At 59.9% G+C, this 24794-nt stretch carries 23 protein-coding genes; 11 read left to right on the top strand and 12 right to left on the bottom strand.

The window, feature by feature from the left end; all coding sequences use genetic code 11:
- The first annotated feature begins 7 nt into the window (after positions 1-7).
- On the top strand, positions 8-925 hold the full coding sequence (gene kdgD / locus R8871_RS03230; RefSeq protein WP_175049013.1) for a 5-dehydro-4-deoxyglucarate dehydratase: 918 nt from the start codon (positions 8-10) through the stop codon (positions 923-925).
- Between the two features lie 93 nt (positions 926-1018).
- Here kdgD and R8871_RS03225 read toward each other — a convergent pair whose 3' ends face one another.
- Positions 1019-2527, bottom strand: a complete 1509-nt coding sequence (locus R8871_RS03225) for an MFS transporter (protein ID WP_175049966.1) — start codon at positions 2525-2527, stop codon at positions 1019-1021.
- A 429-nt stretch (positions 2528-2956) separates the two neighbouring features.
- Between R8871_RS03225 and R8871_RS03220 the strand changes: the two genes are divergently transcribed.
- Positions 2957-3751 carry a substrate-binding periplasmic protein gene (locus R8871_RS03220; protein ID WP_175049012.1) on the top strand — a complete coding sequence of 265 codons (795 nt, stop codon included), beginning with the start codon at positions 2957-2959 and terminating at the stop codon, positions 3749-3751.
- Complete coding sequence (locus R8871_RS03215; protein WP_175049011.1) at positions 3748-6546, top strand: bifunctional diguanylate cyclase/phosphodiesterase; 2799 nt, start codon at positions 3748-3750, stop codon at positions 6544-6546. Before R8871_RS03220 ends, R8871_RS03215 begins: the two co-directional genes overlap by 4 nt.
- A 69-nt stretch (positions 6547-6615) precedes the next feature.
- Here the strand turns inward: R8871_RS03215 and R8871_RS03210 are convergent, their stop codons facing one another.
- Entirely contained in the window at positions 6616-7293 is a 678-nt protein-coding gene (locus R8871_RS03210; protein WP_175049010.1) for a FadR/GntR family transcriptional regulator, read from the bottom strand.
- A gap of 237 nt (positions 7294-7530) precedes the next feature.
- On the opposite strand from R8871_RS03210, the gene R8871_RS03205 reads away from it, so the two are divergent.
- Genes R8871_RS03205 through R8871_RS03190 form a run of 4 tightly spaced genes read left to right on the top strand, consistent with a single transcriptional unit; the run spans position 7531 to position 12620 of the window.
- Positions 7531-9315 carry a gamma-glutamyltransferase family protein gene (locus R8871_RS03205; protein WP_175049009.1) on the top strand — a complete coding sequence of 595 codons (1785 nt, stop codon included), beginning with the start codon at positions 7531-7533 and terminating at the stop codon, positions 9313-9315.
- Positions 9316-9362: 47 nt separating this feature from the next.
- Positions 9363-10778 (top strand): MFS transporter, encoded by a 1416-nt coding sequence (locus tag R8871_RS03200; protein WP_175049008.1) that lies wholly within the window; start codon positions 9363-9365, stop codon positions 10776-10778.
- 33 nt (positions 10779-10811) lie between these two features.
- Positions 10812-11366, top strand: coding sequence for a GAF domain-containing protein (locus tag R8871_RS03195; protein ID WP_175049007.1), 555 nt, complete (start codon positions 10812-10814; stop codon positions 11364-11366).
- A gap of 15 nt (positions 11367-11381) precedes the next feature.
- Positions 11382-12620 carry an MFS transporter gene (locus tag R8871_RS03190; protein WP_175049006.1) on the top strand — a complete coding sequence of 413 codons (1239 nt, stop codon included), beginning with the start codon at positions 11382-11384 and terminating at the stop codon, positions 12618-12620.
- A 64-nt stretch (positions 12621-12684) separates the two neighbouring features.
- Here the strand turns inward: R8871_RS03190 and R8871_RS03185 are convergent, their stop codons facing one another.
- The 5 genes from R8871_RS03185 to R8871_RS03165 form a co-directional block, all read right to left on the bottom strand.
- On the bottom strand, positions 12685-12987 hold the full coding sequence (locus R8871_RS03185) for a 4Fe-4S dicluster domain-containing protein (protein ID WP_175049005.1): 303 nt from the start codon (positions 12985-12987) through the stop codon (positions 12685-12687).
- Positions 12984-13298, bottom strand: coding sequence for a hypothetical protein (locus R8871_RS03180; RefSeq protein WP_175049004.1), 315 nt, complete (start codon positions 13296-13298; stop codon positions 12984-12986). Before R8871_RS03180 ends, R8871_RS03185 begins: the two co-directional genes overlap by 4 nt.
- Before the next feature lie 12 nt (positions 13299-13310).
- On the bottom strand, positions 13311-13886 hold the full coding sequence (locus R8871_RS03175) for an RNA polymerase sigma factor (RefSeq protein ID WP_175049003.1): 576 nt from the start codon (positions 13884-13886) through the stop codon (positions 13311-13313).
- Between the two features lie 124 nt (positions 13887-14010).
- Positions 14011-15243: an NAD(P)/FAD-dependent oxidoreductase gene (locus R8871_RS03170; RefSeq protein ID WP_175049965.1), complete on the bottom strand. Its 1233-nt coding sequence runs from the start codon at positions 15241-15243 to the stop codon at positions 14011-14013.
- A 42-nt stretch (positions 15244-15285) separates the two neighbouring features.
- A complete protein-coding gene (locus R8871_RS03165) occupies positions 15286-15768 on the bottom strand; it encodes a MarR family winged helix-turn-helix transcriptional regulator (RefSeq protein ID WP_175049002.1) in 483 nt (160 codons plus the stop codon).
- Between the two features lie 121 nt (positions 15769-15889).
- Between R8871_RS03165 and R8871_RS03160 the strand changes: the two genes are divergently transcribed.
- Together R8871_RS03160 and R8871_RS03155 are read left to right on the top strand one after the other, a co-directional pair.
- Entirely contained in the window at positions 15890-16297 is a 408-nt protein-coding gene (locus tag R8871_RS03160) for a VOC family protein (RefSeq protein ID WP_175049001.1), read from the top strand.
- A 46-nt stretch (positions 16298-16343) separates the two neighbouring features.
- Positions 16344-17117, top strand: coding sequence for an MBL fold metallo-hydrolase (locus R8871_RS03155; RefSeq protein WP_175049000.1), 774 nt, complete (start codon positions 16344-16346; stop codon positions 17115-17117).
- A gap of 31 nt (positions 17118-17148) precedes the next feature.
- Here the strand turns inward: R8871_RS03155 and R8871_RS03150 are convergent, their stop codons facing one another.
- Complete coding sequence (locus R8871_RS03150) at positions 17149-17463, bottom strand: helicase (protein WP_175048999.1); 315 nt, start codon at positions 17461-17463, stop codon at positions 17149-17151.
- Positions 17464-17696: 233 nt separating this feature from the next.
- Between R8871_RS03150 and R8871_RS03145 the strand changes: the two genes are divergently transcribed.
- Together R8871_RS03145 and R8871_RS03140 are read left to right on the top strand one after the other, a co-directional pair.
- Positions 17697-18839: a sigma-54-dependent Fis family transcriptional regulator gene (locus tag R8871_RS03145; protein ID WP_175048998.1), complete on the top strand. Its 1143-nt coding sequence runs from the start codon at positions 17697-17699 to the stop codon at positions 18837-18839.
- A gap of 81 nt (positions 18840-18920) precedes the next feature.
- On the top strand, positions 18921-20723 hold the full coding sequence (locus tag R8871_RS03140) for an NAD(P)/FAD-dependent oxidoreductase (protein ID WP_175048997.1): 1803 nt from the start codon (positions 18921-18923) through the stop codon (positions 20721-20723).
- A gap of 170 nt (positions 20724-20893) precedes the next feature.
- Here the strand turns inward: R8871_RS03140 and R8871_RS03135 are convergent, their stop codons facing one another.
- The 4 genes from R8871_RS03135 to R8871_RS03120 form a co-directional block, all read right to left on the bottom strand.
- The gene (locus R8871_RS03135; RefSeq protein WP_175049964.1) at positions 20894-22351 is read right to left on the bottom strand and encodes an MFS transporter; all 1458 of its coding nucleotides are present in this window, start codon (positions 22349-22351) and stop codon (positions 20894-20896) included.
- 32 nt (positions 22352-22383) lie between these two features.
- On the bottom strand, positions 22384-23331 hold the full coding sequence (locus tag R8871_RS03130; protein WP_175048996.1) for a D-2-hydroxyacid dehydrogenase: 948 nt from the start codon (positions 23329-23331) through the stop codon (positions 22384-22386).
- A gap of 102 nt (positions 23332-23433) precedes the next feature.
- Positions 23434-23820 (bottom strand): VOC family protein, encoded by a 387-nt coding sequence (locus R8871_RS03125; RefSeq protein WP_175048995.1) that lies wholly within the window; start codon positions 23818-23820, stop codon positions 23434-23436.
- 10 nt (positions 23821-23830) lie between these two features.
- A complete protein-coding gene (locus R8871_RS03120; protein WP_175048994.1) occupies positions 23831-24787 on the bottom strand; it encodes a hydroxymethylglutaryl-CoA lyase in 957 nt (318 codons plus the stop codon).
- Positions 24788-24794 lie beyond the last annotated feature (7 nt).

Below are 24794 nucleotides of genomic sequence, written 5' to 3'. Positions count from 1 at the left end.
TCACGCTATGACCTCACCTCAAGAACTCAAAGCGATCGTTTCTGAAGGCCTGCTGTCCTTTCCGGTGACCGACTTCGACGAACAAGGCGATTTCCGCGCCGATACCTATGCTGCGCGCCTCGAATGGCTCGCGCCCTATGGTGCGACGGCGTTGTTTGCTGCCGGCGGCACGGGCGAATTTTTCTCGCTGACGAAAAGCGACTACACGAACGTGGTTCGCACGGCGACTGAAACCTGCCGAGGCAAGGTGCCGATTCTTGCCGGCGCGGGTGGTCCGACGCGCGTGGCGATCGACTACGCGCAGGAAGCCGAACGCCTCGGCGCGAGCGGCGTGCTGCTGATGCCGCACTATCTGACCGAGGCTTCGCAGGAAGGGATTGCCGCGCACGTCGAGCAGGTCTGCAAGGCCGTGAAGAACATCGGCGTGATCGTTTATAACCGCGCGAATTCGAAGCTGAATGCGGACATGCTCGAACGTCTCGCGGACAGTTGCCCGAACCTGATCGGCTTCAAGGACGGCGTGGGCGAAATCGAAGCGATGGTGACGATTCGCCGCCGCCTTGGCGACCGCTTCTCGTATCTCGGCGGCCTGCCGACCGCGGAAGTCTACGCCGCGGCGTATAAGGCACTGGGCGTGCCGGTGTATTCGTCAGCCGTGTTCAACTTCATCCCGAAGACCGCGATGGATTTCTATCGCGCGATTGCCGCGGACGATCACGCGACCGTCGGGAAGCTGATCGATGAATTCTTCCTGCCGTATCTGGCGATCCGCAACCGCCGCCAGGGCTACGCGGTGAGTATCGTGAAGGCCGGCGCGAAGCTGGTCGGCCACAGCGCAGGCCCGGTGCGCGCACCGTTGACCGACCTGACCGAAGAAGAAATGGCGCAACTCGACGTGCTGATCAAGAAGCTCGGCGTGCAATAGGTTGGGCAATAAGCGGTGCAATAAGCGGCGCAATGAGCAGCACAATAAGCGGTGCAATAAGCAGCGCAGGTAGAGGCGGCGCTTTCGCCGTCCTCAACTCCGCCGAAACACAACGTGCGAGATGCGCTGCACGAGCAGTGCGGCCGCAAGTGCCGCCACTGCCGTCAGCCACACACCGATATGAATCGACTGCACCATTGCATCGCGTGCCGTGTCGATCAACGCCAGCGTATTGAGCCCCGACGTCTTCATATCCGCAATCAGTTTCTGGCGCACCGCTTCATCGATCAGGATGCGTAGATCGACAAAACGCGGCTGCCATTGCGATATGGCCGGTTCGCCGAGCACGCTCATCGTGCGCGTGACCACGTTGCGATAGTGGTGCTGCACCACGGTTGCCACGATGCTGGTGCCGAGCATCCCACCCACCATCCGCGTGGACTGCAGCAGCGCCGTCGTGATGCCGAAGCGTTCACGACCGGCGATCTCCTGGCCGAACACATTCAGATTGTTCAGGATGAAACCCAGGCCGATGCCGACGGCCGCCATCGGCAATTCGATCCACACGTGCGGTGTCTCCGGATTGGCAAACGCCAACGCAATCGACGCGAACAGCAGCAGCGCGAAACCGATCGACAGAATCCGTGTGGGCTTCTTCAGATGAATGACGATGCGCGTATTCAGCAGACTGCCGAGCGCGATGCAGGCGGCGATCGGCGTCGCGAGCAGGCCGGCCTGTTGCGGCGACAGTCCGAAACCGCCTTGCAACAGCAGCGGCGCGAAGAAGATCAGCGAGAACATCACGAAGCCGGACAGGAAGCCGAGTACGAAGAGCGTGACGAGTTGCGCGTCCTTGAACAGGTCGAGCGGAATGATCGGATGCGTGGCGCGTTTCTCGCACACCAGCAACGCAATGGCGCCCACGATCACGAAAGCCGCCAGCGCCAGGTTGCCGGGCGTCAGGCCGTCTTTCGGCACGGCTTCGATTAAAGCCTGCAGACCGCCCAGCACGGCGGCGACCAGCGCCGCGCCGAGCCAGTCGATCTTGACTTCGCCCTCGTGCGGACGCCGGAAATTGGGCAGATGCGCCCAGATGAAATAGAGCGCCGCGGCGCCGACCGGCAGGTTGATCAGGAAGGTGGAGCGCCAGCCCCAGTGCTCGCTCATCCAGCCACCGAGCGACGGACCCGCCGCGGTGCCGATTCCGTAGGCGGCCGCCATCACCACTTGCCAGCGCACCCGTGCGCGCGGATCGGGGAAAAGATCCGGGATCGACGCGAACGCCGTGCCCACCATCATCCCGCCGCCAACACCTTGCAGGCCGCGCGCGATGACGAGGAACAGCATGTCGTTCGCCACGCCGCAAAGCACCGACGCCACGGTGAACGTGATGACCGCGGCGATCACGAAACGCTTGCGGCCGAAATAGTCGCCGAGACGGCCGAATACGGGGACCGTCACCACCGACGCCAGGAGGTACGCGCTGGCGATCCATGCGTAGTACTCGAAGCCATGCAGTTCGGCGACAATCGAGGGCAATGCGGTGCTGACGACCGTCTGGTCGAGCGCGACCAGCATGTTGACGAGGCCGATGCCGAGCATCGCGAGCAGGGCGTTTCGGAAAGGCAGGGCAGTCGCAGTCGGATTCACGGGGCTGGGAAAGAAGGGCTTGTCAGGTAGGCGCTGCGCGGCAGGGCGCGGCCAGGGTCTCGACCACTATTGTGTCCTATAGTTGTCTGACCTCTCGACCGGCGATTATACGGGTTTTCCCTTAAGAGAAACTATTCGAGACGGCAAGAAATCGGCAGGAGCAGCCTTCAAAAACGACCACATAGTGTCGACAATGCCTACGGAAGCTTTGCTGAAGAAAATCTTGCAGGCTCGCAGCACATTGGCGACGCGTTGAGGCGGGAAAACTTCCCGGAATGTGTGATAAAAGTCAGATATTTAAAGAAAGCCTGACTGAACAGGCCGTCAGATTGTGATCACCGATAAGAATTTAACTGGGCGTCGTTCCGCTATGGAGGCGTTGTGATTCGAAACTGGCTTGCCGGGGTGCTGTTTGCGGTGTGCTTTGTCAGCAATGCGTTCGCAGGCGGACCGGATTGTTCCCGGCCGTTTACGCTGGGATTGCACGACCACGGGCTGCTCTATTCGCTCGATACCGATAGCGGTATCGACAAGGATTTCGCCGACGAGTTGATCCGGCGTAGCGGTTGCCAGATCAAGGTCAGTCTGATGTCACGCGCGCGGATCTGGAAACTGATCGAGTCAGGCGCGCTCGACTTCAGTCTTTCTGGAATCGCGAATGACGAACGCAATCAGTATGCTTCGTTCGCGTGGTACTTCAGCAATAAATACTATCTGCTCGTGCGCAAGGATGCCGGCATCCAGAACGTCGCGGACTTCGAAAACAATAAACGCGCGCAGCTCGGCGTGATCCGCAGTTTCCGCTACAGCGCTTCGGCCAACGAACTGGTCGACAGACTGACGTCGGAAAACCGGGTAAGCCTGGCTGGCGGGCTCGAACCGCTCTATCAGGCGCTTATTCTTCGACAGATTCAGGGCATGATTATCGAGCCCTTCGATTACCCCGCGCTGGATGAGAAAAAGATCCGCGACGTGACGACGATCGTCGAGTTTAACGATCCTTCGGTGCCGCACGGTCTGATCATGTCGAAGAAAGCGCTCCCGGCCGCCGAGCGTGAGAAGTGGCGGGCGCTGGTCGACGAAATGCGTGCTGACGGAACGGTGCGCCGGATCTTCGAAAAGTACTTCAAGCCGGAACTGGCCGATGCCATGGTCAACTTCAAGGCGTCACCGTGATCCGGCTGCGCTCCGTCCTGCTGCCGTTGCTGGTGTTAACCGCGTCGCTTGGTGTGACCTGGGTAGTGTGGGATCACGAACGTCAGGCGACGCGCAAGGAATTTCAGACGCAATTCGATTACACCCTGAGCGATGCGGTAGGCCGCATCGAACAGCGGATGGCGACGTACGAGCTGATGCTGCGAGGCGTGCAGAGCATGTTTGCCGCGAACGGAGAGTTCGATCGCGGCAGGTTCCGGCGCTACGTGAGCGCGCTCAATCTTGACGCGAACTTTTCCGGGGTCCACGCCGTGGGTGTGGTCGAATGGGTGCCCGAGGCGCGCAAAGCGGCCCATATAGCGGACATGCGCGAGAGCGGCGTTCCAGGCTACACGATTCATCCCGACGGGCTGCGCGACGACTATGCCCCGATCGTTCAGCGCGAGCCCTTTGTTGGCCTTGCACGCAGCTCGCCTGGCTTTGACGCCTGGAACGAACCGGTGCGGCGCTCGGCGTTGGAGAAAGCCCGCGACTCCGGCCTCGCGGTGCTCTCGGGAAAGGTGCGCCTTTCGGTCGACATGGATGCGGATCCCAGGCCGGGCTTCATCCTGTATCTGCCCATCTACGCTGCCGGCAAACCGCAGGACAACGTTGCGCAGCGTCGGGAGAACATTGTCGGTTGGGTCTATGCATCGTTCCGGATGCACGATGTGATGGCCAGTCTCTACGGCGAACAGCCCCCCGGTATTTCGCTAGCCATTTACGATGGCGTGGAGCCGTTGGAGGCAGCGCTGTTGCATCGCACGTCAGATGCAAACAACCGGCATGCGCCCGCGCTTATCTCCGCAAACGAATATCTGGTTGTGGACGGACACGACTGGATGCTCTCGATGAGCGCCTCCGACGAGTTTCGATCCCGGATGGGGCGCAACGCGGAGGCGTTGATCGCAGGAACCGGCACGGGCTTGAGCCTCCTGCTGGCGCTTCTGACCTGGCTCATGGTGACAGGGCGGGAGCGTGCCATGCGTCTCGCTTCGGCGATGACGCGGGAGTTGCGCGAGAACGAAGAGAAGTTTCGCGCCATTGCCGACTGTACGGTGAACCTGGAAATCTGGTGGGGACCGGACGGCCAACCTCGCTGGATCAATCCCTCGGTTGAGTACTACACGGGCTATACGGTTACCGAATGTATGGCAATGCCTGATTTCGCCCGCACGCTCATCCACCCGGAAGACATGCCGCGCGTTGCGCCGGAATTTAAAAAGGGGCTTCAGGGTTCTCGCGGCGACGATCTCGAGTTTCGTTGCGTGCGCAAGGATGGATCGCTCCTCTGGCTGTCGGTCTCCTGGGTGCCGATCAGCAATCAGAGGGGCGACTTCATCGGTTTTCGGACCAGCGGCCGCGATATCACCGAGCGCAAGAAGTCGGAGGAGAGGATCCGGGAACTTGCCTTCTATGACACGCTGACGCGCCTGCCCAATCGCGCGCTTCTTCTGGACCGGCTGAGGCAGTCGATGGTCGCCAGCCGGCAGAACAAGGTCTGCGCCGCCCTCATGTTCATCGATCTTGACCACTTCAAAACGCTGAACGATACGCTTGGGCACGACAAGGGCGATCTGCTTCTTCGACAGGTCGCGTATCGCCTGTCGAGTAGCGTCAATGAGGGAGACACGGTTGCCCGGGTCGGAGGTGACGAGTTCGTTGTCGTGCTGGGCAATCTGAGTCTGGACCTGGCTGATGCGACCATGGAAACCGTGGCGGTGGGGGAAAAAATTCTCGCCGTGCTGGGGTGCGCCTACGAACTCAACGGTGTGCAGTTTCGAAGCACCGCCAGCATAGGGGTCACCGTATTCAATGGAGAGCAGACGTCTACCGACGAGCTTTTCAAGCAGGCCGATCTCGCCATGTATAAATCGAAGGAGCGCGGCCGCAATGCCATGTGCTTCTTCGACCCTGCGATGCAGACGGCGGTGCTGAAGCGAGCCGAGCTGGAAGTGGGGCTGCGCAACGCGATCGAGGAGAACCGGTTTGTTCTTCACTATCAGGCGCAGGTCGTTGACGGCAATCACATAACCGGTGCGGAAGCGCTGGTGCGCTGGGAGCATCCTGAGCGGGGCCTGATTCCGCCGGGCGAGTTTATCCCGCTCGCTGAGGAGTCCGGGCTGATTCTCGAGATGGGCCGAACGGTATTGGCCTCCGCATGCACCCAGCTGGCCGTATGGGCGACGCGGCCATCGATGGCGCATCTGTCTATGGCCGTGAACGTCAGCGCCCGGCAATTTCGCGAGCCGGACTTCGTAGACAGTGTGCTCGAAGTCATCAACCGGACTGGGGCGAGAGCGGACCGATTGAAGCTCGAGTTGACCGAGAGTGTTCTCGTTGAGAACGTGCAGGACATAATTGAAAAAATGACCGCCCTTCGCGCGCGAGGCGTGACTTTCTCGCTGGATGACTTCGGGACGGGCTATTCTTCGCTGTCGTACCTGAAACGATTGCCGTTGGACCAGTTAAAGATCGACCGCTCGTTCGTGCGCGACATTCTGGTCGACTCCAACGACGCGGACATCGCGAGAACGATCGTTGCGCTTGCCCGAAGTTTTAACCTGGGTGTCATCGCCGAGGGCGTCGAAACTGAAGCGCAACGAGATTTTCTGGCAGTAGCAGGATGCCATGCCTATCAAGGGTTCCTCTTTTGCAAGCCGCTGCCGATTCAGGGTTTTGAGCAGTTTGTGAACCTGTTCAGCTCCCGGAGCCGGAGGGACGTTCGGTCGACGGGAAGTGACGAGAGAAACGTCGATTCGGGTACGGTAAGCTGATCAATCGGTATCGATGACAGACCTGCAGGATCTGCAAGACCTGCAGGACGTGCATGGTGCGCCTGCCCCTCACTCCTGGCGCAGGGCCGCTTCGTCGCTTTTGGCGGACGCGCGCCACTGAACGCTCAGCAGGTGCTCGCGCATACACCGAGCCGCGGCTTCGCCATCACGCGCCTTCATGGCGCTGACTATCTCCTGATGCTGCGCGGCGAAATAGCTGCGTGTTTCCTGTGCTGACGTTTTCTCGCGTACGTCGGGTTTGACGCGCATCCCGTTGATCACTTCCATCAAGGAGATGAGCGCGGGATTGCGGGTGGCCTGTCCGATCAGCAAATGGAATCGATGATCCCATTGTTGCCACTCTTCATCATTTTTTGCCGCGGCGTTCTTCCGCGCGCATTTTTCAAGTTCCAGCAAATCATCCCGACTGGCTTTTGTCGCGGCTAGCTGCGCGAGCGCCGGCTCGAACAACAGGCGCATTTCCGCGATGTCTGCTGGACTCGCGCCCGCCCGAAGTCCGCGCAGCGTCGGGGCGAACTTCAATGGTCTCGCACCCAGATAGGTGCCGCGACCGACGCCGCGCCATACACGTCCTGATGCCTCCAGCGAAGCAAGCGACGAACGCAGTTCTCTCCGGCTGACATTGAGGTCGTCGGCGAGCTTTCTTTCAGGAGGCAGTGCGTCGCCATCCTTGAGTTGATGCTCGGCAATATAGTCCAGCAGCCTGTCCAGTATCGAATTTTCCATTGCCTTTTGCCTGAACCAATATTTATTGGTTCTGAATTTACCATAGTCGAACCAACCGGGGTGAGATCCGCCGTTTATTTTGATCTGCTATTTTATGTATGATTTCGGGTTAACGCTTGGTGCAACCGGGCAATGTTCGCCGTAATCTCTTGGCTTATAGGATTTGTACCAATACTGATTGGTTCGAAAAAAGATTCGCAAAAAACCAATCGCTGGTCATCGCAAAAGGAGTCGCGCATGTCGTTTACAACCCGCCCGGAGCTGATTGGCACATTCGGCATGGTGGCCTCCACGCATTGGCTGGCGAGCGCGTCGGCGATGGCCGTTCTGGAGAAAGGGGGAAATGCGTTCGATGCGGCAGCCGCTGCCGGCTTTGTCCTGCAGATCGTTGAGCCGCATTTGAATGGTCCCGGCGGCGAGTTGCCGGTTGTGTTCTACAGCGCGCGCGAAGAACGCGTTCGCGTTCTGTGCGGGCAGGGCGTGACGCCGGCGGGAATGACGATAGCGCGCATGCGTGAGCTGGGTCTCGAAGTCGTTCCCGGTACGGGCTTGCTGCCTGCTGTAGTACCTGGCGCATTTGGCGCCTGGATGGCCATGCTGCGTGACTATGGCCAACTGCCGCTCGAAGACGTCCTGAGCTACGCGATCGGTTATGCGGAGAACGGCTATCCGGTACTCCCGCGCATGACGTCGTCGATCCTCGCAATCAAGGATTTCTTCAAGGCTGAATGGCCCACTTCGGCGGAGCAATGGCTGCGCAACGGCGACGCGCCGATGCCGAACCAGCTGTTCGCCAATCCGGCGATTGCGCAGTCGTACAGGCGCATTCTCACGGAGGCGAATACCCGCGGTGATCGTGCGGAGCAGTGCGAAGTTGCCCGCAAGGTTTTCTATCGCGGATTCGTGGCCGAAGCGATTGATAAGTACTTCCGGTCAACTGCCGTTCTCGATACGTCGGGTCAGCGCAACTACGGTCTGCTCAACGCGGATGATCTCGCGCGCTGGGAGCCGTCGTATGAAGACCCGGTTTCCTACGACTACGAAGGCTTCCGCGTTCACAAGACCGGTCCCTGGGGTCAGGGGCCGATGTTCCTGCAGCAACTCGCGCTCCTTAAGGGTTTCGATCTCAGTGCGATGGACCCAATGGGCCCCGATTTCGTACACACGATAATCGAATGCTCAAAGCTCGCGTTCGCCGATCGCGAGGTGTTTTACGGTGATCCCGCGTTTGCGCATGTGCCTATGGATGTGCTTCTGAGTGACGCCTACAACGACGAACGCCGCCGGCTGATCGATCCCGGCCATGCGTCGTTCGAATTCCGCCCCGGCACGTTGGGCGACAGTGAACAGCGTGCCGCGCTGATCATGGCCAACGCGGGAAAGCAACAGTCCGGCGGCTTCGGCCAGGGCGAACCGACCTTTGCGCCGCTGCCTGAATTGCGCGGCGATACGGTTCATCTCGACGTGGTCGATCGTTGGGGCAATATGGTTTCGGCAACTCCGTCGGGTGGCTGGCTGCAGGCCTCGCCGGCCGTGCCCGGTCTTGGCTTTAACGTGACCACGCGCGCGCAGATGTTCTGGATGGAAGAGGATCTGCCGTCCTCGCTCGGCCCGGGGCGCCGCCCTCGCACGACGCTCTCGCCCACGCTCGTTACCCGCGAGGGCAGGCCCTATGCGGCGTTCGGCACGCCGGGTGGTGACCAGCAGGATCAGTGGTCGATCCAGCTGTTTCTCCGGCACGTGCATGCCGGCATGAACTTTCAGGCTGCGGTGGATTCGCCCTCGTTCCAGACGGCGCATTTCCCCGGCTCGTTTTATCCGCGTTCGATGCAACTGGGCAAGATGTCCGCCGAGTCCAATTTTCCGGAACACACGCTTGCCGCATTGCGTGCGCGTGGACATGACCTGACCGTGGCCGAGCCCTGGTCGCTGGGACGCGTCTGCGCGGTCGGGATCAGAAACGGTTTGATGCGTGGCGCAGCAACACCGCGTCAAATGCAGGCATACGCAATCGGGCGATAAGTTTCGCGGCCTGGAAATCGTATCCGTTTCCATCAGGAGAACATGCTGTGTCTGCTATTGCCGCCCGACTCGAGCGACTGCCGTTATCAGGTTTTCATCGCAAGCTGCTGCTGATCGGCGGCTTGGGCTACATGTTCGACGGACTCGATTCGTCGTCGCTTGCATTCCTGCTACCTGTGGTGAGCAAGCTATGGCATCTGACGAGTGCCGAGACGGGGCTCGTCGCGAGCAGCACCTACATCGGGTATTTTTTTGGGGCCTTTCTGTCGGGTGTGCTTGCGGATGTAATCGGGCGTCGTCGCATCATGATGAGCGCGCTTGCAATCTATTGCTGCGCGTCGCTCGCGAGCGCAACCGCTACCGACTGGCACACTTTCTTCGCGTTGCGCATTGTCGCGGGTTTTGGATCCGGCGCGGAGACCGTGGTGATCGCGCCGTTTCTGGCCGAGTTCGTGCCACGGCGTTACCGGGGCATTTTTTGCGGTGCGCTGGTCGGCTTCATGTCGTTTGGCTACCTGGGTTCATCGATTCTCGGCTTCACCGTCGTGCGTAATTTTGCCGAAGGCTGGCGATATCTGGCGGTGGCGACTTCGCTGCCGGTCGTCATGCTCCTTTGGTGGCGGAGAACCTTGCCCGAATCGCCGCGCTGGCTTGAGAGCCAGGGGCGGGTCGCTGAGGCGGAAGGCATCGTGAGCACAATCGAGTCGTGGTTCGCAGGCAAGGGTATCAGTCTGGCACCCGTGGCATCCCTCGGCGCCATGTCTCCTGCGTCCGCGCCTGCGAAGGGGAACGCGTTACAGAATGTGCTGACGCTGTGGTCGCCGCGACTGGCGCGTACGACCGCAGTGAGCTGGCTGATGTGGTTCTCGGTCGCGTTCGCGTATTACTCGTTTTTCTCCTGGATCCCGAGCCTGCTGCTCAAGGAGGGGCTCACCATGACGAAAAGCTTTGGTTATTCGATCGCAATTTACGGGGCACAGATTCCCGGATATTTCACGGCGGCATGGCTCAATGAACGGCTCGGCCGAAAGGGCGTGGTGGCGTCGTACATGCTGTTGGGCGGCATTGCTGCGATCACGTTGGCGTTCTCACATACCGGCTTACAGATCATGGCGGCGGGCATTTGCCTGTCGTTCTTCATGAACGGCGCGTTCGCAGGCGTGTATGCGTACACCCCTGAAGTTTTTCCGACCGCCGTGCGAGCAACCGGCACGGGATCGTCCTCATCTTTCGGCCGGATCGGCTCGGTGAGCGCGCCCATTCTGGTCGGCCTTGTCTATCCGGTGCTTGGATTTTTGGGCGTTTTCGCAATGACCACCACGGTCTTGCTGATAGGGGCCTGCGTGGTGTTCTTCCTCGGTATCGAGACCCGCAACCGGTCGCTCGAAGATATCGAGGAGAGTGCTGCGGGTCATCCGCAGGATTTGCCCGTCCCGCTCAGCTCGACCGAATTGCGCGGCTGAGTGTGCGTGATGTCCCAACTACACAGACAGATAATGCCAGGCAATCCGATCGATTCCGCATCGCCAGTTCAGAAAACGCTGGATATTTCAGACCTCGAACGACTGGCAACAGTCATGCGGCAGGGAAATCAGCCCGACGAGATTTTCCGTGCGGTTCACGCCCTGGCGGCGAGCGCGATAGGCTTCGGCCTTTTCACGATCATGTCTTATGACGCGCAGCGCGAGGAGGTTGAACGCGTTTATACAAACATGCCGGACGTGTACCCAATCGGAGGCCGTAAGAAAAAACGCGGCACTGTGTGGGCGAATCAGGTATTGCAGGATCTCAAGCCATTTCGCGCGCAAACGACGCAAGGCATCCAGGAGGCATTCGACGACCACGCGGTGATGACCAGCATGGGGCTCGGATCGATATTGAACATTCCGATTGCGTACGACGGGGTATGCGTCGGCACGATGAACATGACACACAAGGAAGGCTGGTACACGGGCAGGCACGAGGAAATGGGCGTACTAATTGGCGCTTTCCTTGCACCCGCGCTAATCATATGCAACATGATGCACGCCGATAGCGCAACGCGTCTCTGACGTCACTACGATCCAATGCATACAAGAACAACCCTGACCCGATCTGCTGAGTCCCAAAACACCTGGGTGCTTGTCTTCGTCCTGGGCTACCTCGCGTTACTGGCCGATGGCGCGGACGTGATGATGTACGGCTTGACGCTCACTCGAATCAAGGACGAATTCGGTTTGAGCAATGTCGAAGCGGGGGCGTTGGGCAGCTTGACCCTGGTTGGCATGGCCATTGGCGGCATTCTCGGCGGCTGGGCCAGTGATCGCCTGGGGCGGGTGCGTGTCGTGGTCTGGGCATTGGCGCTGTTTTCGCTCGGAGCAGGGCTGCTGGGTCTCACTCACAGCTTTCTGGAATTTGCGGTTGTGCGGTTTATCAGTTCCCTGGGCATCGGCTGCATGGTGCTGGTCACCACGCTGGTTGCCGAATACGTTCCCACTGAGCGGCGCTCACTGATTCTGGGCGTATTGCAAACCGGCATTTCCGCAGGCTATATCGTTGTCATTTCGCTTAGCAACTGGATTTTGCCGCACTATGGCTGGCGCACGCTCTACTACGTGTCGGCAATTCCTGTGCTGCTGGCGCTGGCGATAAAATTTGCCGTGCCTGAGCCGGCGGCATGGCAGGCGAGCCGCGCAGCCAGCCGCAAGGGCGACCGTGGGCATCGCACCAACCGCTACTATCAGATCTTCAGTAACCGGCAGTCGCGAACCTTGTTCATTCTGTGGACCCTGGCTTCGTTATTCGCACTGTCCGGCTTTTACGGTCTGAACAACTGGTTGCCGACCTACCTGGAAAAGGAACTGCACATCAAATTCGGTGCAATGGCCGGATACATGATTGGCACGTACGTGGTCGCCTTCATCGGCAAGATCTTTGCGGGATGGCTGGGTGACCGCTGGAGTCGGCGTGGTGTTTATGTGCTTGGCTGCGTGGGTGCCGCGCTCTTTCTGCCGGTGATCATTTTCTGGCATACGCGCGACAACATCGTGTACCTGATGCTTGCCTTCGGATTTTTGTATGGTGTGCCGCTGGGGACGATCGGCACCTTCATGTCCGAGAGTTTCGCTACAGCCATCCGTGGAACCGCCGTGGGCGGCTCCTATAACATCGGTCGTTTCTGCTCGGGCGCCGCCCCGATTATTATTGGTTACCTTGCCACCCAGTTCTCTATTGGTATCGGATTTCTGGTGGTCGGTGGAGTTTTCTTTCTAAGCGGCGTCACCGCGTTCTTTGTTCCAGACCGGCTGTACGACACACAACGTTAGCCCATGGGCAACGTGGGCGAAAACGTTGTGCGTCTGTCTGAACGATGTGAAGCAATACGCCACGTTATTTCGCCCCAATCCTGGCTAACGTAATGGCACGTTCGGGGCACGCGGTCACGCACAAGCCGCAAGCCCGGCACGCATCGGCGTTTGGCGTGTACGCGACCTTCATTCCGTGCACGCGCAGCTTGAATTTGTTCAGCGTGCCCAATTGCTGGTAGTCGTCCGTATCGATCCGGCGGATCTCGAAAACGTTCTCGGGACAGACTACCGCGCAATCGCCTTTGCCTTCGCACCGTTTCAGACTAACCACGGGAACAATGACGCCCGGGTCCTGTTTGCATGTGGATGTCGACGCGGTGCTCATGTGCGATCCTCCGGACGCTTGTCGTCAACGGACGACAGGTTCTTCTGAAAATTTTCGCGCTCTTCGGGCGTCATCCGTTCCCACCGGCGCCAATGCCGGCGTCCGTGGCAACCGCCGCGCCCCCGGAATCCGCCAAACAGAATCCGGCTCAGAATCAGCAGGCCCAATGCGTGCGGAAAATCGATCGCACGGCCACCGATGAAGAGCGCCGGGATAACCCAATTCCATAGCGTCATCACCATCCATCCCAGCACGACAATGCCCACCACAACCAGCAGTGCCTTGCCGAAGCATCTCAGTTTGAATCTCATCTATCTGCTCCTTTAGATATCCAGTTCGTCATACACGGCTTGCAAGCGAACGCGCAGATACAGAACCGCGTAACGCTTGCGTGCCAATAGCGTGTTCACGCCAACGCCGCTCTCGGCTGCGAGCTCCTTGAAGCTGCGCCCCTCCAGTTCATGAGCGACGAACACGTCGCGCTGATCCGCCGGCAATTCGTTGAGCGCCTCCTGCAGGGCTTCCAGTACCACCGATCTTGCATAGAGGGCTTCGGGACCGGCGTCCGTTGCCGGCAACGCAAGATCCAGTCGATACTCGACGTCATCGGTGTCGTCGGCCATTTCAGCGAGCGGTTGCTCGCGGCGCTTGCGAAAGCGGTCGATGATGCGGTTTCGCGCCACGCGGAACAGCCACGCGCTCACCTGTTCGATCGGCGCAGGGAGGCGGTAGGCTTGCACGAACTCGTGAAAGACATCCTGCAGGATGTCTTCAGCCTCGCCCTGATCGTGCACGCGACGCCGGATGAAATTCCCGAGCTTCGTACGCTCACGCAACACAGTTGCAGTGATGTCCGTGTCTCGTTCGATCATCGATTTCGGGGTGCGCGGCGGTTCCATACGTCTGTAGACGGATCACGATCAGGAATATTGTGGGCGCCGGAAAAAATAGCGTTGCAACGCCGGTGGCGGGGGTATTCGGTCCGAACACGGTGATATCGGCCGCTCGCTGCGCGGCCAGGCGCTAGAACCGCTCCACCCGGAACGGCTGGGTGTCCACGAGCGTTTCCTCGTGGGTCATCATCTCGGCGATCAGCCGGCCCGTCACCGGGCCTAGTGTCAGCCCGTGGTGCGCATGGCCAAAAGCAAACCACAAGTCTTTATGACGTGTCGCCGGCCCGATGATCGGCATCATGTCGGGCGTGCAGGGGCGCCGGCCCATCCAGGGTTCATGGTCAAGACGCTTGCCCAATGGAAACAGCGTGCGCGCAATCGGCTCGACCGCGGCGAGCTGCGTGGGTGTTTTGGGCGCATCGCAGTGCGCGATCTCCGCTCCCGTGGTCAAGCGGATGCCTTTTGCCATGGGCGCCAGCACGTAGCCCGTCTCGACGTCCAGAACCGGATGATTCAGGCGAGCCCCGCCCTCGGGCGCGTAATGCATGTGGTACCCGCGTTTGACGGCGAGCGGCAAGCGATAACCGAGCCGCGCACTGATGCGATCCGACCACGGCCCCAATGCGACTACCGCCGATGAAGCCGTGATCGTTCCCGCTTGGGTATCGACCGCCCAACCCTCACGAAACGAGTCCGCATCGCCGATGAAAAACTGTCCGCCGAGCGCTTCGAAATAGTTCGCGTAGGCGGTGACAAGCGCATTGGGGTCGCTCACGGAATGGGATGCCGGGTAGCGCAAGCCGCCTGACAGCGCTTTGTCGAGATCGGGCTCCTTCTGTTGCAGGTGGCCAGCATCCAGCGATTCGAACTCGACGCCATATTCACGATGCCACCGTTCGGCGAGCCGGATTTCCGCGTGCCATGCTTTTTCGGTGCGAAACACCTTGATCCAGCCGGTGGGGCGCAATAACGCGCTCGCACCGGCCGCGGCGGCCAGCGTGCGGTGCTCGTCCACGCAATGCTCGATCAGCGTCGCGTACGACTTCGCGATAGCCGCATGTTTGGCCGGATGAGAATTGCGCCAGTATTGCCAAAGGAATGGCGCGGTCCTGATTATGGCGTCGGCATGGTAGCGAACGTCCGGCGACTGGTTGCGCGCGTAACGGAGCAAGGTCCCGAGGTCGCGTGGCAAGGCATAGGGGTACACGCCTTCGCGCTGGATCAACCCGGCATTACCGAACGACGTTTCGTTGCCGGGTTGCTTGCGGTCGACCAGGGCGACGCTGCGGCCGCGTTTCTGGAGATGCACGGCAACGCAGACGCCGACAATGCCCGCGCCGAGCACGACGGTATCGAATTTCATTGTGGCCATGAATTCACCTGTTGCCGATCTTGCACGGCGACGCTAGAGCCCGGCGATCAGCTTTTTGAGCAAGGCGTTGAGCTTTTCCTGTTCGACCGGAGTCAGCACGGAAAGCAGTCGCTCCTCGTTCGCGACATGGCGGCCGATCGTCTCGTCGATCACCTGTTTGCCGGCATCGGTGAGCGCGATCAGCTTGCCGCGACGGTCGTTGGGATCGGGACGACGCTCGACCAGCCCGGCACGTTCGAGACGGTCGAGGCGATTGGTCATGCCGCCCGACGAGATCATCGCGGCTTCGTAGAGCTGGGTTGGCGAGAGCATGTAGGGTTCGCCCGAGCGTCTGAGCGTTGCGAGCACGTCGAACTCGCCCGACTGCAACCCCGCTTCGGCGAACAGCGGATTCATGTGATCATTCATCACGCGTTCGGCGGCATCGGACAGCCGGCCGAACACGGCCATTGGCAAAGCCGGAAGATCGGGGCGTTCGCGGGCCCATTGTTCAACGGCAATCTCAGCGCGGTCCATCGTCAATTCCTCTCGACGAAATGTATCTTGACATCGAGATACATTTGACTAAGATATATTTCAGATACTAACACGGTGGCGAGCCAGATCGCGACTCGCACATTCCTTGACGGAGACAGTGATGAGCAAGATGATTTTCGTGAACCTCCCGGTGCATGATCTGGCCGCGTCGAAGCGCTTCTATGAGGCGGTCGGCTTCACCAACAATCCGCAATTCACCGACGACACGGCGGCCTGCATGGTGTTGAGCGACACCATCCACGCGATGCTGCTGACCCACGATAAATACCGGCAGTTCACGACCAAGGCGATTCCCGACGCACGCACGACGAGTGAGGTGCTGATCTGCATCACGGCTGACAGCCGCGCTGAAGTCGACGACATAGTCGGCAAGGCAAAGGCCTTCGGCACGGTGATCGATCCGACCCCGACGCAAGATTTCGGTGTTATGTACGGCCGCAGTTTTGAAGACCCGGACGGCCATATCTGGGAAGTGATGTGGATGGATGCGAACGCCGTCGCTCATTGACGCGGAGTGTGTCAGAGTAACGACTCTCACTCGCGGAGCGCCTCGCATGACCGGATTACCCATTGCCGACCGATGGTTCGAACTCAAACGCATCAGCGACGACATCACGCTGCTTTGGGAACCGCATGTCGTCCCGCTGATGCGTTGCAATATCTGGCATGTGCGCGGCCGTGACCGGGATCTGATGATCGACACGGGGATGGGCATCGCCAGTCTTCAGGATGCCGCGAAGCACCTGCTGCAGAAGAACGTCACCGCCGTTGCGACGCATACGCATTCGGACCATATCGGCGGACATCATGAGTTCGAACACACGCTGGTGCATGAGTTGGAGGCAGACAACTTGCGTGCGCCACGCGAGCGAGGCACCTTGCTGGCATCGGTACTGGGCGATGCAGCCATTCGCCGGTATCGCGAAGCAGGCTATCCGTTCGACGGTGATCTGATCACGGCGCTACCCAGCGCCGATTACTCGATGTCCGATTATCACGTGCGAGCCGCAACGGTCACGGAGATCGTCAAGGAAGGGAACGTCGTTGATCTCGGTAACCGGCATTTTGAAGTGCTGCATCTGCCCGGCCACTCACCGGGCAGCATTGGCCTGTGGGAAGCGGCATCCGGCACGCTGTTCTCGGGCGATGCGATCTACGACGGCCCGCTACTGGATGAGATCGGCGGCGCGGATATTCCGACCTATGTGCGCACCATGAAGCGGCTGCGCGAATTGCCCGTGCAAGTGGTTCACGCCGGGCACGACGGGAGCTTCGGGCGAGAACGACTGCTCGAACTGGTCGACGCGTATCTGGCTAAACGCACCTGATCGCGCCTGTTTTTAACCCCAATAGCGTGTCTTACGCGTCTTTCAGCCAGGGCATTTCCACGGGCGACACCACCAGTTGCCGGGACTCCCGTTTCAGTTCGAAGATGAACCCGACCAGGATCATGGAGTCGGCATACGGGATCGGAAATACGTGAGGATTTTCCGCGGTGCGCAGTGGGTGGGCGGGCGTGTTCGCCGTGGTCGCGGCGTTTTCGCGGACGCTTTCCAGTTCGTCGACCATTGCCTGACCACTTACTTTCAGCACGCGGCTACGCAGGTCGCTGAACGGTTCGATGCGCGCCCCGTCTTCGTTGTATTCGGGCACTTCATAGATGAACCAGGACATGTGCGTCTCCAAGGAAAAAGGCAAGTATTCTAGCAGTGGGCGTAACGCATTCCCGTTTTCTTCGCTCAGGAAATCGAGTTGCGCTCAGGCCCCACAACAACAGAATGATTGAGACAAAAGTCTCATCCGGAATGATGGTGCACTGCAATGTGCTGTTCCGGAACCCGCATGTTAAAAGTCATCCTAAGCGTGCCACTGAATGACGATGCGCGCCGAGCCGACCGGAGACATTCATGCCCTATGTTCCGCAAGTGAGACACATCGATCGGATCCGCAGGTTGATCGAAGGCCGGATGCCTGATCGCGGCGGCGATGCTACGCGTCTGACTTCGTCGTATTGGCGCTCGCTCGAGCAATATCATCTCGATCCAGGCCTGACAAAGGGGCCGCGGATTCTGAGCGCGCCGGAACTGCGCGACGTACAGCATCGGGAAGAATCGGTTTTGCGCGCATCAGGCGAATGCCTCTCACGTCTGCATGAGACGGTTCGCGAAGCGGACTACTGCGTGATGCTCACCGATGCGCAGGGCGTGACGATCGATTATCGCGTTGACCGGGATCGGCGCCACGACTTCAAACGAGCAGGATTGTATCTAGGCTCCTGCTGGTCCGAGCAGGAAGAGGGAACCTGCGGCGTTGCGACCGTGTTGCTCGATTCGCAACCGATCACGGTTCATAAGACCGATCATTTTCGCGCTGCCTTCACCACATTGACCTGCAGCGCTTCGCCGATCTTCGGGCTGGAAGGCGAACTGATCGGTGTGCTGGACGCCTCTGCGATTCGCTCGCCTGACGAACGGGAAAGCCAGCGTCTGATCAACCATATCGTGCGTCATAGCGCGGTGTTGATCGAAGACAGCTTCTTTCTCAACGCCACCACGCATTACTGGGTTTTGCTGGCGCACCGCAATCGTCATTACGTGGAGGCCCAGCCGGAAATTCTGATCGCTTTCGATGCGCACGGAAACGCAGTCGCGGCAAATCGCCGGGCAAAAGAGTGCGTGCCAGGCCTCGATCGGCTGCCACGACCTGTTTCCGAGCTATTCGATGTCCGTGCCGAGCGTCTTCTGGATGTCAGGCCTGGTCGCGACATGGTTTCGATCAAATTCGTGGGCAACGGCTCACCGCTTTATGCTCGCGTTCGTCCGCCCGTCATTCGTGCGCAACGGCAACCTGTATCGAAGCCCCGCAATCCCGCGCCTCAGGCACAACCCACACTCACCGATATCGACGCCCTGGAGCGCGACCGCATCGTCGCCGCCCTGACGGATGCGAAATGGCATCCGGACGAGACAGCCAAAACCTTGGGCATCTCGCGCGCGACGCTTTACAGACGGATCGCGAAGTTCGGCATAGTCCCGCCTCATCGGCGCTAGCGGTCCACGCTTATCCAGCGGGCAAAGAACCCGCGTATTACTTCGACGTTTCACCAATCCGTATCGAATGGAGGAGCAACCATGCCTGAAAATAATGCAAGCAAGATTATCGGAAATGTTCTGGAATCCCTGGAATCGGCGCTTAAACGCGGTGATACCGCTGCGGCCGTCGCGTTGTTTCAGCCTGAGTGCTATTGGCGCGATCTGGTTGCGTTCACCTGGAATATCAAAACCATGGAGGGCCGGGACCAGATCGGCGCCATGCTCGACGCACAACTCGGCGCCGTCAAGCCGACCAGGCTGCGGATCGCCGAAAATGAAGTGCCGACCGAAGCCGACGGTTTGGCCCAGGCGTGGATCACCTTCGAAACGGAAGTTGCCCGCGGCAGCGGTTTTATCCGCGTGAAGGATGGCCTGATCTGGACTTTGTTGACCACCATGGGCGAGCTGAAAGGGCATGAGGAACCCAAGGGCAACCGTCGTCCGATGGGTGCGGAACATGGCGCGCGCATGGACCGCACGAGCTGGAAGGAACGTCGCGAAGCCGAAGCGCAGACGCTGGGCCGAGCGGAGCAACCCTACTGTTTGATCGTGGGCGGCGGGCAGGGTGGGATTGGACTTGGCGCGCGTCTGCGGCAACTAGGTGTGCCGACGATCATCGTCGATAAGAATCCCCGTCCTGGCGACCAGTGGCGCAACCGCTACAAGTCACTGTGTCTGCATGATCCGGTGTGGTACGACCATATGCCTTACTTGCCGTTTCCGGATAACTGGCCGGTTTTCACGCCCAAGGACAAGATCGGCGACTGGCTCGAGATGTACACCAAGGTCATGGAGTTGAACTATTGGGGATCGACTACTTGTAAGTCCGCGCGCTATGACGAAGCGAAGGCGGAGTGGGTGGTCGAGGTCGAGCACGACGGCGAGACGCTGACGCTGCGGCCAAAGCAGCTTGTGCTTGCCACCGGCATGTCGGGTAAGCCGAATATCCCCTCGTTCAAAGGCATGGATGTGTTCAAGGGCGAGCAGCATCATTCGTCGAAGCATCCGGGACCCGATGCGTACAAGGGCAAGAAAGTCGTGGTGATCGGCGCGAACAATTCGGCGCATGATATTTGCGCGGCGTTGTGGGAAGCGGGTGTCGACGTCACGATGGTTCAGCGTTCGTCCACGCATATCGTGAAGTCAGATTCGCTGATGGAACTTGCTCTCGGCGATCTTTATTCCGAGCGCGCGGTAGCGTCTGGCATGACGACGTCGAAGGCCGATTTGACGTTTGCATCGATCCCGTACAAGATCCTGCACACGTTTCAAAAGCCCGTATGCGATGCGATCAGAGAGCGCGACGCGGAGTTCTACACGCGTCTGGAAAAGCGCGGTTTCATGCTCGACTTCGGGGATGACGACTCGGGGCTCTTCATGAAATATCTCCGGCGCGGATCCGGTTACTACATTGACGTTGGCGCTGCCGACCTCGTGGCGGACGGCAGGATCAAGCTGAAGAGTGGCGTGGATGTGGTCGAACTGAAAGAGCACTCTGTCCTGCTAAGCGACGGCACTGAGTTGGAGGCGGACCTCGTCGTTTATGCAACCGGTTACGGATCGATGAACGGCTGGGCCGCCGATCTCATCTCGCGTGAAGTGGCGGACAAAGTGGGCAAGGTGTGGGGGCTGGGTTCGAATACGACGAAAGACCCGGGGCCGTGGGAAGGCGAGCAACGCAACATGTGGAAGCCCACGCAACAGCCTGCCTTGTGGTTTCATGGCGGCAACCTGCACCAGTCGCGCCACTACTCCCAATACTTATCGCTGCAATTGAAGGCGCGCATGGAGGGAATTGCGACGCCGGTTTATGGCCTGCAGGAAGTGCATCACCTTTCCTGACGTCGATGTATGGTCGATGTGCGTCGCTCCTTACGGCCCAATGTGAAGACGGCTGGGCGGGGAAGCGACGCGCGTCGACGCAATACCGTTGCCACTGACGTTGATCGGCGCGCCGCCTTCCGGAATGAAGCGGTACGCGCCGAGCACACTCGAAACACGAGACGAGCGGTTTAACCCGGATTGATTTCGTCCTGGCTGCGTCGTGTAGTGCGAGGTCCAAAGATTCGCACCGTGATAGCCACGACTATCAGCGCAGCGGCGATGATGCCGAACATAGCGCCCGCTCCCTGCTGGTTCAATACGGGGAGCAAGACGAAAGGCAGCATGCCGCTGACGATGCGGGACAACGAATAAGTACTGCCGATGGCAGTTGAGCGCACGCTGGCCGGAAAGATCTCAGACTGATAGACGTGATACGCATTGCTGAACACGTTCGACGCACATGTTGTCAACACGCCAAAGACAACAATCAGCGCCGAACTGTTGGAATAGGCAAAACCCAGGCCAAAGATCGCAATGGACAATATGGCGCCGATAACCAGTGTGCGGCGTTCTATCCAGTTGAGCAGCGGAATCGAAAGCAGCGATCCGACTGGGTAGCCGAGGAACGACAGTGCAATGAAAAGCGTGCCGTCCGTCACGTCAAAGCCACGGCTTTTCACCGCCGTGCTGGCGAGTGTGCCGAAACCATAGTAGCCAAATCCCTGAAGCAGATGGAAGATGGTCAGCATCAGGTAGCGCTTGTTATAGGGAGCACGGCGCAGCAACGCAATACGCTCGCCCAAGTTCATTGGACTGCGCTTGACGGTGGTTTCAGGCGAGATGACCGAAACGGTCACGCCGGCACTGGCGGCAAAGCGCCGAAGCATCGCATGAGCCTCCTCGACGCGACCTTGCGCCAGTAGCCAGCGCGGGCTTTCGGGCAGCTTATGTTGCACGAACAGAACCAGCACCGCGCCCAGGCCGCCGATCACCAGAATAACGCGCCAGCCAGCCACCGCGCCGAAGTGCAGAGGGTTGAGCCAAAGCGCCAGAAATCCAACCAGTGGCACGGCGACATACGAGGTGGTGTACGCCCATGCAGCCATTCGCCCGCGCCGTTCTTTGGGCAAAATCTCGGACAAAAAACTGTCGGCAACGGGATAGATCGCACCTACGCCAATGCCGGTGAGAAAGCGGCAGATCACCAGCATCTCGGCGTTGACCGAGAATGCGCCGATCAGCGAAAAGCCGCTGTACCAGATCAGGTTGAACAGGAAGGCCTTGCGACGGCCGATGCGGTCGGCCATGCTGCCGAGAAAAAATGCACCGAAGAACATGCCAATAAACGCCGAGGCCAGCAGCAGCTTGAAGTCCGTGCTGTGTCTGTCGATGCCGTATTCCCCCTGCAACGCCGTCCCGATCGAGCTGACGAGAAAAATCTCGAACATGTCGAAGAACAAGCCTATACCGATGACCCACACCACAAATCGGTGCAGCGAACCTGCAGGCATGTTGTCCATCCAGCCGCCCAGCGTCGTGGCTTTGGTATGAAGGGCGTGCGTATCGTCGGACGCGCTCGGTTCGGGTGAAGCAATGCGCGAATGCGCGGTCGCACTGCCGCTCACGTGCAGATTCCTGGTGTTCATGTTTGTCTCCGTTTCTTTGCTTTTGGGTCGGCTTATGCGCCGTTCACCACGTTGATCGGCGCGCCCGTATGGAACGCAGCGAGATTGGCTTCGATACCTGCATTGAGCCGGTTCGCGGCATGCGTCGCCGCCCAACTGATGTGCGGGGTGACGATAAGGTTGGGATGCGCACAGGCGAGCAGGGGCTCATGCGGATCGGGCGGCTCCTGCGGGAGTACGTCGAGCGCGGCGCCGCCGAGGTGGCCGCTCATGAGCGCCTCGACCAGCGCCGCCGAATCGACAAGACCTCCGCGCGCGCTGTTCACGAGCAGCGCGCCGCGTTTCATGGCGTGAAGCGTGGGCGCGTCAATAAGGTTGCGAGTCGATTCGGTAAGCGGGCAGTGAAGCGAGAGAACGTCGGCGGATCGCACCACGTCGTCGAATGGTGTAAAGCCTTCGCGAATCGTCGGCCGCCCACGGTGCTCCGCAAACATCACGTTCATGCCGACCGCGCGTGCCAGTCGTGCAAGCGCATTGCCGATTGCACCGCGCCCGACAATGCCGAGCGTCGAACCGGCGATGTCGAGAATCGGCGCATCGTGCACGCAGAAATGCGGCGACGCCGGCCACGCGACTCGAGCGGCTTCACGATAAGCGAACAGGTTGCGCCGCAACGCGAAGATCGACGCGAGCGCCCACTCGGAGACGCTCTGTGCCGAATAGCCCGGCACATTGGACACGATCACGCCTGACTCGCGGCAGGCGTCGATATCAATGCAATCGAAACCCGTTGCGGCTACGCAGATAAAGCGCAGTTTTGGCAGTCGTTTCAGATCGGCAGCGCAGATGGGCACTTTGTTCGTGATCGCAATGGCGGCGTCTTCGAGCGCATGGACCACGTCGGCGGCGCGCGTGGCCGGACGAACGGACCATTCGCTCGCCCAGGCCGGCGCGGTGAGCGGCGTGGGCAGCGTGCCGCTGTCGAGCAGAACGATGTTCATTGAACCCCCACCTTGGGTAGCGTGGGCCGCAAAGCCACGCTGTTCAGTTCGCCGAACATCACGTGAAAATCGCGGGATCGTTGATAGCAGGGTGTCATTCCATCAGTCCATCAGCTCGGAAATCTCGATCAGATTCAGATCGGGATCTCGCACATACACGGAGCGAATCTTCTGCGTGGCGCCGGTGCGCGCCACTGGACCTTCGACAATTGGCCATTCGCAACGGCCGAGATGCGCAATCACTTCGTCGAGCGGCACGGTGGCGATGAAGCACAGGTCGAGCGCACCCGGTACGGGAACATGGGCCTTGGGCTCGAATTCGGCGCCACGCACGTGGACGTTGATTTTCTGATTGCCGAAGCGAAAGGCAATACGTCCTGCGCCAAACGTCTCGAGTTGCATCTGCATGACTTCGGTGTAGAACCGCTTCGTTGCAGCGAAGTCGACGCAGGTGAGTACGAAGTGATCGAGGTGGTCGATGAGTGCCACGTCCTGCTCCTTATGAAAATGCGTGTTGTTCCGGCAGGCCGTCAGCGGCGCTGCAAGGCATCGAGTGCAGGTCCAGGCGTCTCCCGGCCTTGAGCAACTGGCTCGGCACGTCGTGGCCGATCAGTCCAGGAAGCAGGGCGGAGGCGGATAGCACGGCGGTGAGATCCACGCCGGTGTCGTAGCCGTCGAGCTGGAGCATGTGCACCAGTTCCTCAGTGCAGACATTGCCTGTAGCACCCGGCGCGTAAGGACACCCGCCGAGACCGCCGAGCGACGCATCGAAGCGGTCGATGCCGGCATCCAGCGCGGCGAGCGTGTTGGCGAGCGCCATGCCACGCGTGTTATGAAAATGCAGCGTGAGTTCGAGCGCGGCGAAGCGCTCGCGCGCGGTGGCGCATAGCGCGCCGACCTGTGACGGGTAGGCCATGCCGGTGGTGTCGCACAACGTCACGCCATGCACGCCGAGATCGGCAAAGCGCTGCATCCACTCCAGCACTTCAGCCCGGTCAATATCGCCTTCCATGGGGCAGCCCATCGCCGTGGACAGCGACACGTTGATCGCGACCTTCGTTTGCCTGACCACGCCGATCACGTCGCGCAGCTGCGCAAACGACTGCTCGCGGCTCATGCGCAAGTTCGCGCGGTTGTGACTCTCGCTGACCGACATCACGAGATTGACTTCATCGACGCCGCACGACAGCGCGCGCTCGGCGCCGCGCAGATTCGGAACGAGCACGGTATAGACGACGTCTTCGCGTCGCGCGATCCGTTGCATGACCGCTTCGGCGTCACGTAAGGCGGGAATCGCTTTCGGCGAGGTGAACGAAGTCACTTCGATCTTGGCGTAACCGCACGCGCTCAGACGATCGATCAGTTCGATCTTGGCGTCGGTGTCGACGAACCTGGCCTCATTCTGGAAGCCGTCGCGGGTGGCGACTTCCTGGATATACAGACGCTTGCTGCTCATGCCGTGC

The sequence above is a fragment of the Paraburkholderia sediminicola genome (assembly GCF_902859805.1).
Lineage (GTDB): Bacteria > Pseudomonadota > Gammaproteobacteria > Burkholderiales > Burkholderiaceae > Paraburkholderia > Paraburkholderia sediminicola.
This window is presented reverse-complemented; position numbering and strand designations above follow the sequence as displayed.

Bases quoted from the DNA above. Each gene is read 5' to 3' on its own strand.
- R8871_RS03205 (WP_175049009.1), top strand. From the start codon at position 7,531: ATGTCGTTTACAACCCGCCCGGAGCTGATTGGCACATTCGGCATGGTG.
- R8871_RS03160 (WP_175049001.1), top strand. From the start codon at position 15,890: ATGAGCAAGATGATTTTCGTGAACCTCCCGGTGCATGATCTGGCCGCG.
- R8871_RS03180 (WP_175049004.1), bottom strand. From the start codon at position 13,298: ATGAGATTCAAACTGAGATGCTTCGGCAAGGCACTGCTGGTTGTGGTG.
- R8871_RS03165 (WP_175049002.1), bottom strand. From the start codon at position 15,768: ATGGACCGCGCTGAGATTGCCGTTGAACAATGGGCCCGCGAACGCCCC.
- kdgD (WP_175049013.1), top strand. From the start codon at position 8: ATGACCTCACCTCAAGAACTCAAAGCGATCGTTTCTGAAGGCCTGCTG.
- R8871_RS03190 (WP_175049006.1), top strand. From the start codon at position 11,382: ATGCATACAAGAACAACCCTGACCCGATCTGCTGAGTCCCAAAACACC.
- R8871_RS03210 (WP_175049010.1), bottom strand. From the start codon at position 7,293: ATGGAAAATTCGATACTGGACAGGCTGCTGGACTATATTGCCGAGCAT.
- R8871_RS03155 (WP_175049000.1), top strand. From the start codon at position 16,344: ATGACCGGATTACCCATTGCCGACCGATGGTTCGAACTCAAACGCATC.
- R8871_RS03130 (WP_175048996.1), bottom strand. From the start codon at position 23,331: ATGAACATCGTTCTGCTCGACAGCGGCACGCTGCCCACGCCGCTCACC.
- R8871_RS03135 (WP_175049964.1), bottom strand. From the start codon at position 22,351: ATGAACACCAGGAATCTGCACGTGAGCGGCAGTGCGACCGCGCATTCG.
- R8871_RS03195 (WP_175049007.1), top strand. From the start codon at position 10,812: ATGCCAGGCAATCCGATCGATTCCGCATCGCCAGTTCAGAAAACGCTG.
- R8871_RS03175 (WP_175049003.1), bottom strand. From the start codon at position 13,886: ATGGAACCGCCGCGCACCCCGAAATCGATGATCGAACGAGACACGGAC.
- R8871_RS03170 (WP_175049965.1), bottom strand. From the start codon at position 15,243: ATGAAATTCGATACCGTCGTGCTCGGCGCGGGCATTGTCGGCGTCTGC.
- R8871_RS03145 (WP_175048998.1), top strand. From the start codon at position 17,697: ATGCCCTATGTTCCGCAAGTGAGACACATCGATCGGATCCGCAGGTTG.
- R8871_RS03225 (WP_175049966.1), bottom strand. From the start codon at position 2,527: ATGCTCGGCATCGGCCTCGTCAACATGCTGGTCGCGCTCGACCAGACG.
- R8871_RS03140 (WP_175048997.1), top strand. From the start codon at position 18,921: ATGCCTGAAAATAATGCAAGCAAGATTATCGGAAATGTTCTGGAATCC.
- R8871_RS03150 (WP_175048999.1), bottom strand. From the start codon at position 17,463: ATGTCCTGGTTCATCTATGAAGTGCCCGAATACAACGAAGACGGGGCG.
- R8871_RS03185 (WP_175049005.1), bottom strand. From the start codon at position 12,987: ATGAGCACCGCGTCGACATCCACATGCAAACAGGACCCGGGCGTCATT.
- R8871_RS03120 (WP_175048994.1), bottom strand. From the start codon at position 24,787: ATGAGCAGCAAGCGTCTGTATATCCAGGAAGTCGCCACCCGCGACGGC.